We start from the raw sequence: 17,312 nt of genomic DNA on the forward strand, positions 1-17,312 counted from the left end.
TTTAAAAAGAAGACAACCACGCCTATGGTTGCCTTCTCTTCCATTACATACCAGCTTTGAATGTATTACAATCCGCTTCTTCGTTGTTGTGTGCTCTGCTATGGCTGAACAACTACTTATCAACATCAGAAGAGTTGAGCATTGTTTATCAAACGCTTAAAAACTAAAAGAATCTTTGGACAATAACGCCCACTCAGAAGCAATCCTTCACTCGGATCAGGGTGTTCACTATACACACCCTGAATTTCATAAGAGGGGCAAAAACTTGGGATTAATCAATCTATGTCCCATAATGGAAACTGTTGGGATAATGCATCTATGGATTATTCTTTGGACATATGAAAGACATTTGGATGCCACTAGTTGTAGAACACTAGATATATTACAAATTAAAGTAGAAGATTACGTGGAGTACTACAATTCCTCAAGGTATCAATGGGGATTAAATAGAATGACCCCAGAACAATTCCGGGGTCACCTCTTAGCAGTTTAGGTCATTTATTTTACTGTCTATTTTAAGGGTACAGTTCAGATGGCTTATTTATATATTCTTTATATCTCTTCCTTAATTCAATAAATTTACAACCCCATTTATAACAGAACTATCAATACCTCCGCCAATCTGATAAACATCATTTGCTCGTTTTCCTTTTAAAGCATTGAATTGTGATGTGTCAAGTTTACTTGACACTAATAATACCGGTACATTGTATTTAGAAGCCAGTGGCCCTGCTGCCAAAGCATCCACCAATTTATCTGTATTAGAGTGAGCTACCATGATTGTTCGCAATTCTTCTTGCTTATAAAACGTCTGTATTACTTTTGCATTGGTTTCCTGGCGATTTACACCGCTTAGACGATTGTCTAATACATTTTTGCCTGTAATATCGTTCATATCATCCAGGATGGCTGGGGATACGACCCCTTTACCGCCGATAAAATAAGCATTTTCTAATGCTTCACCTTTTAACCATGTATAGGTTTTTGAAGGTACAGCATTTTTCTCAGTTAAAATAATCGGCTGTTTTGCTTTTCCAGATTGAGCTGCAATGGATAAAGCATCCGGTTCTCCGTGTCCATATGCCATATATACTATTTGGGTATCGATTAGCTTATCAAGCTCCTGGGCAATAAGAAGTGAAGTTTCATATCGAGTCTTCCCGCCAATTCGATTTACCTGATATCCTTTAGCAGTGAGACTACTCTTTAGTTGTTCTGAAATAACACCCGATCCGCCAATGAAAACAATCTTCTTCGCTTGAAGCCGCTCGATTTCAGCAAGAGTCTCCTCCGGCAAAGAGTTTTTGGTTGTTAACAGGATAGGAGCATCCTTCGCTGACGCTAGTGGTGTAGCCGTTAGTCCATCTGCAATGCCCAATCCATTTACTAAAAACACTGTATCAGATTTGTCCCAGCCAGCTTTGGATATTTCCACAGCGGTTGTATAGCGCGTTTTTCCAACTAGCTTTTGGATTTGAGGTTTTTGATCAGAAGTATCTCCTTTAATAATTGAAACAGTTTTCCATGTAATATTTCCTGATAAGTCTGTTACTTTAAATTCAAAATCATTCCTACCTTCAACTAATTTTAGCGTCATTTTATGCTCGTAATTTAAATGTCTTTGCTCATACGGTTGTTCAAAACCTCTACTAGCTTCTTCGCTTCCATTCACTGTTAAACGGAAGGCATCAAAGTTGTCAGAAATAGATACCGTTACTTCTGGATCCTCACCATCTTTTGCAACAATATTATTCTCTGGTAAACCTGTAATTGTAAGGTCAGCCTTTTGAGTATCGATATAGATTCTTCGAAGGAATTCAATTTTATTTCCAACTACATCTTCGCCTTCAAAGAACACTTCATGAACACCGTCTTCACTAAAGGTGATCTGCGTGGAGAAATTATAACGCTTTAAGTCTGGGTCATATATTAATTCCAGATTCTTTACTGGACCACCAACAAGTTTGTCACTTCTGACTTTTAAATGTTTTACTAATGAATCGTCCGTTACGTATCCTGTTAAAGGTTTTGAACGGGTCCTATACTGACCGTTTGGTGCTGGTGAATCCGAAAAAATATATGGAATCGTATTATCAGGAGCATATACATTAAATTCAGATCTATTTCCTGCATTGTCATATACAACAATCCGAATATTGTCCAAGATGTTAAACTTTGTTAAATCAACCTCGAACTCTGTTTTTCCTTTAGGTGGAATGATCCAATCTATCATCTCTGTTTTATCGTCACGATTATAAATCAAGATCTCATCAATACCACTGCCTTTGCTATCCTGAGCATTAAGATAGAGCTTTTTCTTACTGTAAGCAACATTTGAGATAACGGGTTCAGTGGTATCAACAGATACAGGGAATTTTACTACTTGTTGTGACTCACCAGGGTTGTCCACTTGTGTTTTGATGGTATAGTAATATAAACCCTCTGGAACTAACTTATTATTTACCTTTCCATCCCATCTAGTATAAGTAGGTTCAAATGTATAAGTGGAGTCATTCTTACGTTGCTCCTTATCTGTTCCTAACTTACGGAGTGTATTCCCATTTGCATCTGTAATGCTATATTCAACCGTTTTACTATTTCTTAAAAATTGAAGTATAGGTGCAATTGATTCCTTTCGATTATCTCCATTTGGAGAAATCGCTAATTTTTCTATACTGTATTCATTTGTTAAGTAATTTTTACCCGTAAATACATTTTTGTGATCAACAAAGCCCGAATAACCGTAGTATGAAAGGGAAGGATCAAACCTTGTAGCGTCAAGCACTGGAGGTGCATTCCAATCACCTTTAAAACCTACATAAGGTACAGAAATATCCGGAAGTGCGGCATCCTGAGATTCATTTTTCAGAGTGATAAATCCTTCTACAAAATAACCATTTTTCATTGCTGCTTCTAACTCAGCTTTAGCATTTGTTAGGTCAATTCTTATTGTAAAATCTTTTGATTGACCTGGAAATAATGTTAGAGTCGGTGAATCAGTTCTAACAGCGGCTTTAGAAATCACCTGCGATTTCAGGGCGTTTCTTCCATCTGAAATGGCATCTGTTAAAACGGATGTGTCCACATTGTACGTCACATCTTTATCGCTAAAGTTGGTTGCCGTTAACGTCATTTCAAATTTGTCTTTATTGATTTCTTTCAATTCAACTTTTGCATCATTTGTGCCTTTTCGCACAACGTAAACAGGTGCATTAATTGCTGCATGTAGCTGCATAATGCCAGCACCTTGTCTACGTGGAGAGTAAAAATTATTATTGTTATCTGGATCTTGAACTGGTTTAGCTGTATTCATCAGGAGCGTTTTAACTCTTTTTACTTTATCCGCGCCCTGTAATTTCGGGAATAATTCTTGAACTTTTTGAAGTACTAATGCAGCTCCCCCTGACACATGAGGTGCAGCCATTGAAGTTCCACTCATTAGTCCATACTTTCCGTCATTTAAGGTTGAGTAAATTTGTCCCCCTGGTGCAGTGATTTCAGGCTTTAATTCCAAGCTAGGAGTCACACCCCAAGAAGTTGAAGTTGACATTCTACCTGCAGCGCTATTTACAACCGACGTTTCATCACCAGTAAATGTAACCTTCCCTGTACCACCTGCAGCTTTTATTTTCTCCTCAAGAGTATTCCCTTCACTAATTCCTATAGAAACAAGCGGGATTTTTGGGTTTGTTAATTTCATGCTTACATAGTCTCCATGGGAAACATGTCCTCTGACGATAACCCCGGCAGCACCATATTCTTGAGCATAATATCGAATAGTATCATAGGCTATAATACTTGAAGACCTCACTGCATAAACAATTTTACCTTTTACATCTTTACCCTCATATTCATGATACGTCCCACTACCAACATAGACTACATCAAGTTCCTTATCAGTACTAAATACCTCCAATGGATCTGGAGAAGATTGTTTCTTAAACGGAATTGGAAGCGTTTCGTCTCCAATTTTCACATTCATTTGGTCTAAATGAATAAAGTTATTTTCAATATTTGCTACTGAAATAGAGTTAGTTGCCACACTGGGAGACCCAACTAGACCAATATCAGGGTTAGATGCTAATGGATTAGGACCTCCACTACCGATCCGATCAGAGTTTCCAGCAGAAATCACCATTAATACTCCACTGTTAACAGCTCTTTCAATTGCTTGTTGCTCCAAATTATCAGGAGCAACAAATCCAGCGCTTGCACCTAAGCTCATATTCAAAACATCCGCACCTAACTTAATCCCATCGTCTATCGCTTTTACATAAATGTCGCCCCAAGTAGTAGGCATAACAGGATCGTTACTGAATACTTTTAGTGCTAATAACTGTGCTTCTGGAGCAACACCTTTAATGCCGTTTCCACTTTCGTCACCATTTGCTCCAACAGTTCCAGCAACGTGCATCCCGTGCATCGAGGCATCTGGACCAAGATCACGAACTTCTTGATTTTTATCTGCATAGTTATAGCCATACGGAACTTTTAAACTATGATATTGTCCAGGTAGGCTATTTTCTGAGATTATTGAATCCGTTTTTTCCTTAGTAAGTTTATGCTTAGGATCCGGGCTTAGTGTCATATCTGGATGAGAGGGATCAACTCCTGTGTCAATGACACCAACAACCATTCCTTTTCCATCATAACCAGTATTCCACGTTTGAATGGCTTGGACCATTTTTTTACTAGTCTCCATATTTGGTTTTTCTTTCGGTCTTTCATATTCATTTACTAGATTGACAGATTCTACATTAGGTAAACTCTCAAGATCATCAATCTGACCATACTCGATTTCTCCACTGACACCGTTAACAACTGTTGTAAATTTGTTTTCAACTTTAAAATCGATTTTCTCTTCTTTAACATCTGTTATAAACTCTTTTTGTTCATCTTGAACTTCTGATTGCAACTCTACTTTTTTTGTTTCTGATAAATCTTTATATTTTATACCTTTTTCAATAGAATAGGAGATTGCTGGTTCTCCTTCTAATTCAACGATAACACGAACTTTCTCATTTTCTTTTAGTTCTGTTGGTATAACTTCACTCTCTTGAACTGATCGGTCTCGCCTAATCAGTTCATCAGGTTTAACCGATTCAATATTTGCAGTTCCTACACTTGTAGCTCCTACAAAAGTCGATGAACCTGAAATGGTTAATAATGATACCATCCCTATGGCTAAGAACTTTTTCAATTTTTGACGTTTTTTCAATCGACTCTCCCTTTCTCTCTATTTTTTTTAAAAACAAAATGTCCCCCCTACCCTATGTTTCAGAATACTAGTAATAAACTCTTCCTTTCTTAAGATTTTGAAAATTATATTCAATATCATATTACGCTTTACTATTAGTAGCTATCGGGGTTTTATCTATGACTTTTGGGGTATGTTTTTTTCTTCCCCCTAGTAAGGTAGCTTAAGTTTATAGTTATCTCACTACTTTAGAACTAAATACCCATAATCGAGATGGGGTTTTCACTCTCTTTTTTTTGCCTTATTTCTACTCTTTTCAACAAATTCCCATAAAAATACTTACACTTTTTTTGCAAAACAACTCGCTAGGTTTTACCCTTGGGAAAATAGTAATCATTTCGATTATCAGGCACACAGGAAAAAATGAAAAGTAGATAAACTGTACAATCTATAAGTAGGAAAAGTTCAGCACAAAGTGACAATCTGACCATTACACTATCTACCAATAAGATGACATAAACTAAGAGTATTTCATGCTTCGATACTTTCTATTATTCTTCGAAAAAAAATGCTTATTATGTCGTTTTTAGACCATTGCTAGAATTCTACATGGACCCGAATCTGCTTATTAATAGGGCCGGTTCGTTTGATACATCCAAGTCGTTACTCTCCATCCAGTACGCCACTAATTCTTTTGCTCTTTTTCATCTGATAAATAGCCTGGGCGTGTGACTCCAACACTTTACAAAAGGCAAACTTTTGAAAGCTCATCCAGCCTATGCTAATCTTTCACCGTTAACACCAGAATGAGTAAGCTTTTCGTTATAATCTTTACAAGCTGATATTATGCAGGTTTCTTTCCATTGCTTCATTACCTCTCTTTTTGATTTTTTTGACAGGCTTGATCCCATTAACACTGTGAAATTGCTAAAATGTTGATATCATGCGAAGACCGTACACATAGATATGTGACAGATATATTTGAAACAGGAAAAAATACGTTAGAAAAAAATCGGCTATCAGCACGAAATCAAGCTGAAACAGGACTTTTCTCAAAATAAACAAGAAATGCCTAGCAGATAAACATCTGCCAGGCCCCAAACCATTAAATAATTCCTTTTTAAAAGGTTCCGAAGAACACAAAGATTACCACAATAATACTTCTCCAACCCGCTTGTAAAAGTTCGGCCCAGATTTTTTTCGATTGATACCAGTAAAAAACACTCCAGGACACATGTCAAGGCGACCTCTGTTTTGCATTAAGGCTGAAAAGCTTCTCAGCTGGTTCATATTCCTTATATGAGAAATAATGAATGTTCATATCTCCTATAAAATAGGTGATAAGTAGGCTAGTTCCATACTAATAGCTCACTATTGTGAGCATTTTTTGTATAAGAATGAGAATTATTATCAATACTATATAAAAAGAAGACAACCACGCCTATGGTTGCCTTCTCTTCCATTACATACCAGGGTCGAATGTTTTACAATCAGTTTCTTCACTGTTGTGGGCTTTGTTTCCCTTATGACTGACAACGAAAATCTGGTCTGCGGAGCACTTCTTGCCTTCACGGTTGTATTTGCAGTTGCTTACTTCACATAATACGTCTTGTGCCATTTTCAAACACCTCCCTTATTATCTTTAGAGTGTACTATTTCACCCTGTTTCATACCTGATTCTTGGGGAGTAATCATCATATATCTGAAGCTTTCACCATATAATCAAAGAGATATGTTTGATATGAAGGGAGAATCTTCAGTATGGAGCAAAGACGTCTGTATCATGTTCAAAATCTTGCATTTGAAATCATGGATCAAATGAATTCTGATAATGAATTGAAGAAGACAGATCATTTAAAGCATGTGATCGATCATTTATCCCGCGCAATTGGGAGTCTTACAGATCCATCAGGGACTTTCTCTATTGATTATGTTGAAGAAAAAGTTGCCACCGCCCATTATATATTGTTTAAAAACGAGAAGAAAGTTGCCCGAATAAATTTTGATAAACAATCAGCATCCACTTTAATTGAATGAGAAAGAGGACTTACCGAAATACGGTAAGTCCTCTTCTTCTTTTAATGCTTTTTTTGAAAAAGAAATTCTATTTCATTATTGGCACATACCTCCACAAAAGGACAGCTCAAACATACTTCCCCATTCGGTTTGGTACTGGATGATAGAGGTGCAGACAGCATATCTTTTAATTTCTCTATGTAATGCAATCCTTTCTTCATTTCTGTCGGTGACGGGGAATGGACGAATTCTTCTCCATTTAACAAGGAAACGATTCTGATCGACGAAGGAAGTCTTCCAAAGGATCGTTCACAGAAAACCACTGTCAAATAATAATACAAGGTGATCATTTCGTGATTGGTATCGACAAGATACTTGGTGACTGTGAACGATTCTTGTTCCCATTCTGCCACTTCTATCGTGAGGGATAAGTGAGTTTCAAGCTCTTCGAAGTATTGTCGAAACTTTTCATTTATAAAAAGAGGCGGTAATGTCCCATAGTTCTGCGTTAAATCCTGCATTAAGTAATCCGTCACTTTTGCCACCACTAAGTAATAATCAATCTTCGAATCAAAGATGTTTGTTTTAATCGAGGTAAGGTGCTTCTCGATGAGTTCAAGTGCTTTGATGGGAGTCCTCATTTTGACGGGAAGCATAAAGAAGTCCTTCACTACTTGGTTCACAATGAACTGCATAACTTTCTTCCATTCAACTTTACTTGCTTCTTCACGCTGGATGTAGTGATAGTAAAACTTGTGGGGACAATTGATGAATTCTTTTAAATGTATATCCGATAATGTTTTAATCGAAAGTGAATAGTTCACGAATGCCTCTCCTTTCTCTAGCCCTCTTGTTTACTGAACAAGAGCTCACTAGCAAATGTGCGCCCAAATTCTTTGCACGCCTCCTCATCTTCATCCTCTGGTGTTAATTCCACTTTCAAACCATCATGAATCAAACGGGCTCCTCTTTCTTGCAATTTCTCATTTAATAAATCCACCGCTGCCCCGTACTTAGGATAAAAAGAGTCACAGGAACCGAAGCTTGCGGCAATCTTAGACGTTAAATCCACTTCGTCCATGTCATCGTAAAAACCCTCAAACTCATATGGAAGCTCTCCATCCCCCCAGGTATATGCCCCTAACAGGATTCCTGCGTATTCTTCAAGGACCTGAACATTTGGACAGTCATTTATATCAATTACATCGATTTCAGCTCCGGCTTCCTTCACACCTGTCTCGATGGCCGTCGCCATTTCTTCTGTATTTCCACTCATGCTTGCATAGATCATTATAATTTTATTGGTCATGATAAACCTCCACTGCATACCTAATTGATAATAATTATCATTATCATTATAAGTAAACCATACAAACTTTCCTTCCATTTGTCAACTATTAATTGAAAATTATTCTCAATTAGAATGTAAATAAAAAGCACCCCTGTCTTGAGATGTGCTAACTTACATATTCGTTTACAATTCCAATACGCCCGCTTTCTGATTTTCATCATGCTTCCCACGATTGGTTACTACTTTATAAACCACGATCGTGACGAAGATCATTCCACTGCAAATGATGTACAAAGCGGAAAATCCAAACTGGGATGAAACGACTCCCAATACAAATGATCCAACGGCAATGCCAAGGTCATAAAAAATATAAAACGTAGCGGTCGCATGCCCTGTTCTCCTCTTAGGGGCAGCCTGAATGGACATGGTTTGAAAACTCGGAAGCAATGCACCGTAACCAAGTCCGATAAGCGTTCCTGCAACCAATAATAAAAGGACTGAATGAGTGACACTCAAAAGAATCAAACCGATGGCAAAAATAATAAGGGACGGATAGATGACCGCGTTTGGTCCTGACCTGTCATATAAGCGACCTGTATAAGGTCGCGAAAACAGCATAGCAGCTGCAAAGACGACAAAGAATAAGCTGACGGATTCGAATAGACCGACAGATTTGGCATAGACGGATATAAACGACATGATCCCGGAGTAAGCGAAGGAGGTTAAAAATCCTACCAGGGAAATGGGAATCGCTTTAACTTCTATCAAGTCCTTAAACGTTAATCGTCCAGACCCTTTCGTCTCCTCCCTGTCTCCCTCCGAAACTTGAATGCCGAATGAACAAAGGAATCCAATGACGATTACAAAGGCAAGACCCAAAAACAATGCTGAATAAGGGATCCATTGAATAAGTGCTAACGAAATAAACGGTCCGACTACCACGGCTAAGTTCATTGACATGGCAAAATAACCAAGACCTTCCCCTTTCCTGTGGGGAGGGATCATGTCTGCGGCAATCGCAACTAAAACCGTTGTGCCAATACTAAACCATATGCCGTGAAAAAAACGAAGCCCCATTAAAAGATAATAATCATTCACCCAGAAGTAAATGAATGATGAAATCCCAAAAAACATGACACTAATGATCAGCGTCTTTTTCTTTCCAAACAGCTCAATGATCTTCCCGGAGAAAGGTCGAACAATGATGGCCGAAAGTAAAAAAATCGTTGTAACGAGACCTGCCTCCCCTTCCGTTCCGTGAAGCTCATCGATCACATAAAGTGGCAGGACGGTTAACAACGAATAGAAAACTAAAAAGATAAAAAAATTATTCACTAATGCCATGAAAAATGGCCGTGTCCATATAGTTGTTTGATTGGAATGACTCATAGAATTCTCCTTCATTCAAATAGTTGTCATACTAATTATATCTACAACATGTATATTTGTAAATATAGTTGTTACAACAACTATATAGAATTACTTTTATCGAACCTCTCATATCATCCTGAATTTCATGTATGATAAAGAAAAGAAAATGAATGTAGTAGGTGAAAAATAATGACGATGTCCCGTGATGAATCCATTGGTTTGTATACGAGCCATACAGTAAAGAATATTATTCGATTCCTTACTTTTCATCTGAAGGAATTTGATGTGACACCCGAGCAATGGACGGTGTTGAAGCGATTAGCGGAGCAGGATGGAATTAGTCAAAAAGAACTTGCGATGAAATCAGAAAAAGACCAGCCGACCGTAACGAGGATCTTAGACATTTTGGAACGGAAGGAATTGATTTACAAACAAAGAAACCTTGATGATAAAAGATCATTTCTCATTTTCATATCGAAAAAAGGAATGGCTACCAAGGATGAACTGTCTCCTTTTATAGAAGGATTATATGAAGAGACGATCCTTAAAGGGATTTCAGAGGAGGACTTAGAAGTATATAAGAGTGTTCTTGCTCAAATGAATGAGAACATTACTGGAAAATAGCGTAGCAATAGGAGGTTGGACATGAAACAAATACCGATTGCCCTGCAAATGTATACATTGCGCAACGAAACGGAAAAAGATTTTACAGGCACCCTTCAAAAAGTAGCCCGGTTAGGATATGCCGGTGTGGAAATTGCCGGCTATGGAGGATTATCCCCGAAAGAGCTTAAGGGCACACTCGATAGTCTGAATCTTCGTGCCGCTTCAAGTCATATTCCTCTATCTGAATTAAGAACCGATGTCGACAAAGTGATTCATGATCAACTGGAGCTTGGAAGCCGCTACATTGTTTGTCCGTATCTTTCACCTGAAGAAAGAACAGAGAAGCACTATATTCAATTGATTGATGATTTAAATTCATTTGGGGAAAAATGTTTCAACGAAGGAGTCACCCTTTGCTATCACAATCACGAATTCGAATTGACGACCTTATCAAACGGGAAACCGGCACTGGAAATGATTCTGAATGAAACGAACCCTCACTGGGTGAAAGCAGAGTTCGATATTTACTGGCTGACCTTTGCAGGAGAAGAACCGGTCGAATGGCTGAAACGATATCAGGGACGAACCCCCCTTGTACATTTGAAAGACATGACGACGGATGGGGAAAGATTTTTTGCCGAACTGGGAACGGGCGGTGTTGATCTCACTTCTGTTCTCGACTATGGTATTCACAGTGATGTGGATTGGTGGATCGTCGAGCAGGATGAGTCCAGGGTCTCCCCTATTGAAAGCGTCCGGATGAGTTTAGATTATTTACGTCAGAACAAAATATAATGGAAAAAGGAGAGCCTGACAAAACAGGCTCTCCTTTTTCATCACCATTATTTTAATTTGGCCACGATCTTTCCTTTTACATGGCGTTCTGATAAACGTATCAGTGCGTCAGGAACTTCTTCCAATCTCACTACTTCTGTTAACATTGTGTCTATTTTCCCTTCCTCTACTAAGGAAAGCATTTGGTCTCCTATTACAGCATAATCCTTTTGGGCAACCATGTCATTCGATTGATGGGCAGATCCCAGGGCGATTTCATGATAGGATACAACCTTTGTGAATGGTTTAACTTTTGTAAAATCAGGAGCTCCCGCAATGTAAACCATGTGACCCATATACGCCAGTGCCTCTAATGAGTCTGTAGCACTTTGTCTACTCACCGCATCTACAACGGCGTCCACTCCACGTCCATTTGTTATTTCCATCACTCTTGCATTCACGTCTTCTTCTCGATAGTCGATTACGTAATCTGCGCCAAGTGATTTTACATAATCATGATTATGGGAGGAAGCAGTGGAAATTACTGATTTGCCAGCAAGCTTGGCAAGCTGGACACCAAATCCTCCGACACCGCCTGCTCCCCCATGAATCAGGATCGTGTCGATCTTGTCCAACGGCAGTTTACGGTGAAGCCCCTGATAGGCTGTATATCCCGCTGTTGGAAGGGCAGCAGCGTCTTCAAATGAAACTTGTTCAGGAATACGGGAAACGGTATGAGCATTAATAACCGCATATTCTGCATAGCCACCTTTTTTGGTGAAGTCTCCATGGTAAACGACACGATCACCTTTCTTCCAACCGTTCACTCCCTCCCCTGCCTCTACAACCACTCCTGCCACATCAAGACCGAGAATATGCGGATAAGACCAGACTGGCATTCCGTTGGTTGCTGTTTTATAATCAACCGGGTTCAAACCGACAGCATGGACTTCAACAAGCAATTCCCCTTTTTGTGGTGAAGGTGTCTCCATGTCCTCAACCTTCATGTCCTTCCATAATCCTTTATCTTTTAAAAGCAGTGCTTTCATATACATTCATCTCCTTGGAGAGTATTTTAATGATTTTCTTCTCGTGGTATATAATATATACTGTAAGGAAAAACCACAAGTAGGCACTATTTAGTATCCTAGTTACCGTTTAGGAACCTGGGAAGTATCTCAGTAAGTTAAATGATCCAACTTCCGCCTATTCAAGGAGGTACTATGAAACAACTTAATCAGGAATACCAATGCGCCATCGATCTGGTCATCGACGTCATCGGAGGGAAATGGAAGGTACTCATTCTTTGGAATTTAAATGAAGAAGTCAAGAGGTTTAATGAGCTAAAGCGCTCCATGCCAAATATCTCGCAAAAAATGCTCACGCAGCAGCTTCGGGAGCTGGAGGAACATGGACTGGTCGCCCGTAAGGTGTATCAGGAAGTTCCTCCACGTGTTGAATATTCTACGACAGAAATGGGGAAAAAACTGCAAACGACCCTTTTTGAAATGTGTAAATGGGGCGATGAGTATGCAAAGCAAAAAGGCATTGCGATGAATCGCTGTTGGACTTCATATGATTTCATGGAGAATTGATGAAAAGGACTTGCCAAATTTGGTTAAGTCCTTTTTTGTGACTAATGGGAAAGTATATGCCGAAGGGCTTTTTCCACCGTTTCATATTTAAACTGGTACCCCTCTTCTTCCAATCTTTTCGGAACGACCCACCTGCTTTTTAGTACCAATTCGGGTTCCGTTTTAATAAAGAAAGCACCAATTTCTAGCATCCTCTTTGAGGTCGACAGCCCTGCTTTCTTATTCATGACAGTACGCAAGTGTTCCATAAACTCTCGATTGGTGACAGGATCTGGAGAAGAGCAATTGAATACACCACTTAACCCCTTCTTGTCTTTGAGAAATAAAATGATCCTGAACAAGTCTTCGATATGAATCCAACTAAACATCTGATTCCCCGGTCCCTGCACTCCTCCCAACCCAAACTTGACCAAATTTTTGTAGGGGTTCATCACTCCTCCACCCGAACCTAATACGATGGCGATACGTAAGGCCGCTTGCCGAGTACAGGGTAAATCAAATGAAAAGAAAGCCTTCTCCCACTCCTTCGCTACTTCTACAGAAAAACCTGCACCGATTTCCCCTGTTTCCTCCGTCATCGGCCTATCTTCTGCATGGCGATAGATCGTTGCAGTACTGGAATTTATCCATAGGGAGGGAGGGTTTCCACACTTTAACAGGGCATCCCCGAGTATCCTGGTTGTCCCAGTTCTGGATTGAAAAATTTCTGCTTTATTTTTCTCATTGTAACGACAGTCTACAGATTTACCTGCAAGATTAATGAGGAGTTCGGCACCTTCCAATGCCTCGACAATATCTTCTGTGCGATCCCACGTTACGTAAGGGGCATGTCTAGAAATTATGGTCACCTTATAATCTGACTCTTGAAATTTCGTTTGAAGATACTGACCAATAAAACCAGTTCCACCAGCTATAACGAGTTTCTTTTCCATATTAGCAGCCCACTCCCAAGTTTATATTACGCAATTTCCATGTGAATACCTTCACATAAACTATACCAAATTTTTCTATTCACTTAAACTAAAACTCTATTATATTCATCTATGCACAAAAAATAGTGGAATATTCCCAGAAAAATATTTTTCCTCGAAATGAATAGATAACTGTAGAATCCCCCCGGAAAATTAGAAAATATGACACCTGAAGAATTTTTAATAGTTAAAATATACTGAATATTACCATTTTTTTCATTGTCAATCTTACCATTTTTTACTAGACTACTAATTAGCCGCCGGGGCCAAAAGAAATAGCTATTTCTCAAATCTATGATCAAAAGGGGAAATTGTAATTATGTCGAAAAAGAAACTCGTTAGTTTAGCACTAGGTACTTCTCTTGTATTCAGCGCATCCTTTACAGGTGCCACCACATTTGCTCAGTCTTCAGATTCTATTACTTCAAAAATGGACGTTCATCAAAAGGTCATGAACATAGATAAAAAAGGACCTAGCTTCTTATCTGGTAAACTATCAAAAGGGATTGTAAAGAACGATAAAGATATTAAAAAATTCCTGAAAGATAATAAAGGGCTATTTGCCATAGATCCTCATTCTGAATTGACATTGCTGGAAAAGACGACAGATGAACTGGGAATGTCACATTATAAATTCACACAAGCAGTGAACGGTGTCCCTGTTGATGGAGCGATCTTCATTGTCCATACAAATAAAAAGAATGAAGTCACGGCTACAACGGGTCAACTTTATAAAGAAGCTTCTAAACAAGTAACCAATACCAAATCAAAAATCAATCAAAAGTCAGCTGCAGATTTAGCATGGAAGTACATTGGTGTTTCTGAAGCAGACACAGTGGCAGGTACCCACGACGCACATGCCCTTGATGCTAAGAAAGACAGTGAAGTTGAAAACACAAACGTTAAAAATGATCTTGTGATTCATGAAAAGGATGGGAAGTTCACGCTTGCTTATAAAGTACAGCTTCAATTCATCCAACCGTATGGAGCAAACTGGCAGGTGTACGTCGATGCGACTGACGGCTCCATCGTGGAAGCTTACAACGCAGTGACGGATGCTGCTACAACCGGTTACGGATATGGCGTATTGGATGACTATAAAGATCTTAATACTTATTATTCAAATGGTACTTATTACTTATATGATGTGACGAAGCCGATGAATGGTGTCATCGAAACCCGTACCGCTCAAAACGGTTCAAGTCTTCCAGGAAGCTACACAGTCGATAGCAATAATGCGTGGACTGCTTACTCCCAAGCGGCTGAAGTAGATGCCCATGCGTATGCAGGCAAAGTATATGACTACTATAAGAATACCCATAACCGAAATAGCTATGACAATAACGGGGCTACCATCCGTTCCACTGTCCATTACGGCTCGAATTACAATAACGCGTTCTGGAATGGTTCCCAAATGGTATATGGCGATGGGGACGGAACAACCTTCACTTCCCTATCGGGTGCATTGGATGTCGTTGCCCATGAATTGACTCATGCCGTAACGGAACGTACTGCCGGATTACAATATCAATATCAATCTGGTGCTTTGAACGAATCATTCTCGGATGTTTTTGGTTATTTCTTAGATCCGGGTGATTACTTATTAGGTGAAGATATCTACACTCCAGGCATCTCAGGAGACGCTCTTCGCAGTCTATCGAACCCTACTCAATATGGACAGCCTGCTCATATGAATGACTATGTGAACACTTCCTCCGATAACGGAGGCGTTCATACAAACTCTGGTATTCCAAATAAAGCGGCTTACAACACGATCTCAAGTATTGGTAAAACCAAAGCAGAAAAAATCTACTATCGTGCTTTAACTGTTTACTTAACACCAACAAGTAACTTCAGTTATGCTCGTGCGGCTCTTCTACAGTCGGCTGCAGATCTTTACGGTAATGGAAGTGCTACTTACAATTCCGTTAAAGGAGCATGGGATGCTGTTGGGGTGTATTAATTCAAGATAAAATGGTTTCTCCTTATGATGAAGATATATTTGAACAAGTGGAGAAATAACTCTATCCGGATAATCGAACGGGACGGAATAAAGTATATGTGATTTCTAAATGGTTGAAGCCTATCATGATATCAACAAGATTCAACATCTTTTCCCAGGAAATGATGTTGAATCTTATCGTAACTACGTAAAAAAAGGAGAAAAAATCGATTTTGATGAAATCGATTTTTTCTCCTTTTCACTTATGGTAGTACATGGCTCCTATAATGGTTGCAAGCACCTTTGATTCACACTGAGGCCTTCATCACGACTTCATAATCCAACCCAAACCCGGTATGCAAACGTTCTGCGGCCAGCTGGACCTGACTTTTCTCAACGACTGCCGTTATGCTTATGGCAGACTCACCTACCAGTTTCACTCTAACGGCATTTTCCAATAAAATCTTGCACATCTTCATTTTAATGATTGGCTGTGATTTAATATTTTGTCCGATAGCCGACACCTTTGACAGACCGCTTTTCCCTTCGATTCGTGAGTACACCCAATTCTCTTTATCTTTTTCTTCATTTAATATCGATAATACCTCTTGATGATCGTTTCCTTTGATCAATAAGGACAGGACATTTCTACAACTTTGTTTATAAAGATCGGCCTGAATGTGACGAGATGCCAATTCACACATTAATGCTTTCTGTAACCTTTCAATATCTTCACAATCAAATAGTTCAATTCGATTAATATCCTTTTCGAATGTGATACCGATGACAGGGGTTGATTCCTTCAGCTTTGCCTTTCCATGGATCATGGTTCCCCTGCCATTTTCAAAACTGGATTTCACTATCAGTGGAACTCCGAATTTCTTCGCATGTTTGACTGCCCTTGGATGAAGGACACCCGCTCCCATGGCAGCCAAGTTCTGCATATCTTCATAAGAAAGGGAAGTGATTTTTGATGCTTTAGGTACAAATCTGGGATCAGAGGTATACACTCCATCCACATCGGTATAAATCTCACACCGTTCTGCTTGTAACGCCGATGCAAGAGCAGCTGCCGTGATATCTGATCCTCCTCTTCCCAGTGTGGAGATGTCCCCATCCTCCGTCACTCCTTGGAAACCTGCCACCACAACCACTTGTCCATTATCTAATTCGTTCCTGATGCGTTTCGTATCGATAGATTGAACATGAGCATTTCCAAGGACGGAATCCGTTTGGATACCTGCCTGCCATCCTGTGAAAGAAATTGCCTCCACCCCATGCTGATGAAGAGCCATTGTAAGGAGGGAAATCGTAACCTGTTCTCCTGTTGACAGTAACATATCCATCTCCCGCTTACTTGGTTCACTTGTGATATCACCGACCATTTTCACAAGTGCATCGGTGGTTTTGCCCATTGCAGAAACGACTACAACGACGTCATGACCTTTTTTCTTTTCCTGTATGACTCTGTCTGCCATACGTTTTATGCGCTCGGTTGAACCAACAGAGGTTCCACCGAATTTCTGCACAACAACTGTACTCAAAGGTG

The 17,312-nt window shown here is 39.3% G+C and carries 14 protein-coding genes; 6 read left to right on the forward strand and 8 right to left on the reverse strand.

The features are described from left to right. Nucleotides 1–310 precede the first annotated feature (310 nt). Nucleotides 311–493 (forward strand): IS3 family transposase, encoded by a 183-nt coding sequence (locus ACXAF2_RS08505; protein ID WP_475139160.1) that lies wholly within the window; start codon nt 311–313, stop codon nt 491–493. Nucleotides 494–565: 72 nt separating this feature from the next. Here the strand turns inward: ACXAF2_RS08505 and ACXAF2_RS08510 are convergent, their stop codons facing one another. Beyond that, complete coding sequence (locus tag ACXAF2_RS08510) at nt 566–5,218, reverse strand: S8 family serine peptidase (protein ID WP_475138161.1); 4,653 nt, start codon at nt 5,216–5,218, stop codon at nt 566–568. Between the two features lie 1,441 nt (nt 5,219–6,659). Next, nucleotides 6,660–6,815 carry a DUF1540 domain-containing protein gene (locus tag ACXAF2_RS08515; RefSeq protein WP_082051198.1) on the reverse strand — a complete coding sequence of 52 codons (156 nt, stop codon included), beginning with the start codon at nt 6,813–6,815 and terminating at the stop codon, nt 6,660–6,662. A gap of 143 nt (nt 6,816–6,958) precedes the next feature. Here ACXAF2_RS08515 and ACXAF2_RS08520 point away from each other — a divergent pair, with 143 nt between their 5' ends. Next, a complete protein-coding gene (locus ACXAF2_RS08520) occupies nt 6,959–7,234 on the forward strand; it encodes a hypothetical protein (RefSeq protein WP_475138162.1) in 276 nt (91 codons plus the stop codon). A gap of 41 nt (nt 7,235–7,275) precedes the next feature. On the opposite strand, the gene ACXAF2_RS08525 is transcribed toward ACXAF2_RS08520, so the two are convergent. The 3 genes from ACXAF2_RS08525 to ACXAF2_RS08535 form a co-directional block, all read right to left on the reverse strand. Next, a complete protein-coding gene (locus ACXAF2_RS08525; RefSeq protein WP_475138163.1) occupies nt 7,276–8,037 on the reverse strand; it encodes a PD-(D/E)XK nuclease family protein in 762 nt (253 codons plus the stop codon). Nucleotides 8,038–8,054: 17 nt separating this feature from the next. Further along, nucleotides 8,055–8,522, reverse strand: coding sequence for a flavodoxin (locus ACXAF2_RS08530; RefSeq protein ID WP_475138164.1), 468 nt, complete (start codon nt 8,520–8,522; stop codon nt 8,055–8,057). Nucleotides 8,523–8,687: 165 nt separating this feature from the next. Further along, complete coding sequence (locus tag ACXAF2_RS08535) at nt 8,688–9,893, reverse strand: MFS transporter (RefSeq protein ID WP_475138165.1); 1,206 nt, start codon at nt 9,891–9,893, stop codon at nt 8,688–8,690. A 171-nt stretch (nt 9,894–10,064) separates the two neighbouring features. Here ACXAF2_RS08535 and ACXAF2_RS08540 point away from each other — a divergent pair, with 171 nt between their 5' ends. After that, nucleotides 10,065–10,499 carry a MarR family winged helix-turn-helix transcriptional regulator gene (locus tag ACXAF2_RS08540; RefSeq protein WP_475138166.1) on the forward strand — a complete coding sequence of 145 codons (435 nt, stop codon included), beginning with the start codon at nt 10,065–10,067 and terminating at the stop codon, nt 10,497–10,499. 21 nt (nt 10,500–10,520) lie between these two features. Then, complete coding sequence (locus ACXAF2_RS08545) at nt 10,521–11,276, forward strand: sugar phosphate isomerase/epimerase family protein (protein ID WP_475138167.1); 756 nt, start codon at nt 10,521–10,523, stop codon at nt 11,274–11,276. Nucleotides 11,277–11,323: 47 nt separating this feature from the next. Here ACXAF2_RS08545 and ACXAF2_RS08550 read toward each other — a convergent pair whose 3' ends face one another. Then, nucleotides 11,324–12,304, reverse strand: coding sequence for a zinc-binding dehydrogenase (locus ACXAF2_RS08550; protein ID WP_475138168.1), 981 nt, complete (start codon nt 12,302–12,304; stop codon nt 11,324–11,326). A gap of 174 nt (nt 12,305–12,478) precedes the next feature. Here ACXAF2_RS08550 and ACXAF2_RS08555 point away from each other — a divergent pair, with 174 nt between their 5' ends. Further along, nucleotides 12,479–12,850, forward strand: a complete 372-nt coding sequence (locus ACXAF2_RS08555) for a winged helix-turn-helix transcriptional regulator (protein ID WP_475138169.1) — start codon at nt 12,479–12,481, stop codon at nt 12,848–12,850. A 41-nt stretch (nt 12,851–12,891) separates the two neighbouring features. Here the strand turns inward: ACXAF2_RS08555 and ACXAF2_RS08560 are convergent, their stop codons facing one another. Further along, a complete protein-coding gene (locus ACXAF2_RS08560; RefSeq protein ID WP_475138170.1) occupies nt 12,892–13,782 on the reverse strand; it encodes a TIGR01777 family oxidoreductase in 891 nt (296 codons plus the stop codon). Between the two features lie 358 nt (nt 13,783–14,140). Here ACXAF2_RS08560 and ACXAF2_RS08565 point away from each other — a divergent pair, with 358 nt between their 5' ends. Further along, the gene (locus tag ACXAF2_RS08565) at nt 14,141–15,784 is read left to right on the forward strand and encodes a M4 family metallopeptidase (protein ID WP_475138171.1); all 1,644 of its coding nucleotides are present in this window, start codon (nt 14,141–14,143) and stop codon (nt 15,782–15,784) included. A gap of 287 nt (nt 15,785–16,071) precedes the next feature. Here the strand turns inward: ACXAF2_RS08565 and ACXAF2_RS08570 are convergent, their stop codons facing one another. Next, on the reverse strand, nt 16,072–17,307 hold the full coding sequence (locus ACXAF2_RS08570; RefSeq protein ID WP_475138172.1) for an aspartate kinase: 1,236 nt from the start codon (nt 17,305–17,307) through the stop codon (nt 16,072–16,074). Between the last annotated feature and the right edge of the window lie 5 nt (nt 17,308–17,312).

The sequence above is a fragment of the Rossellomorea sp. ABR4_004 genome (assembly GCF_056159585.1).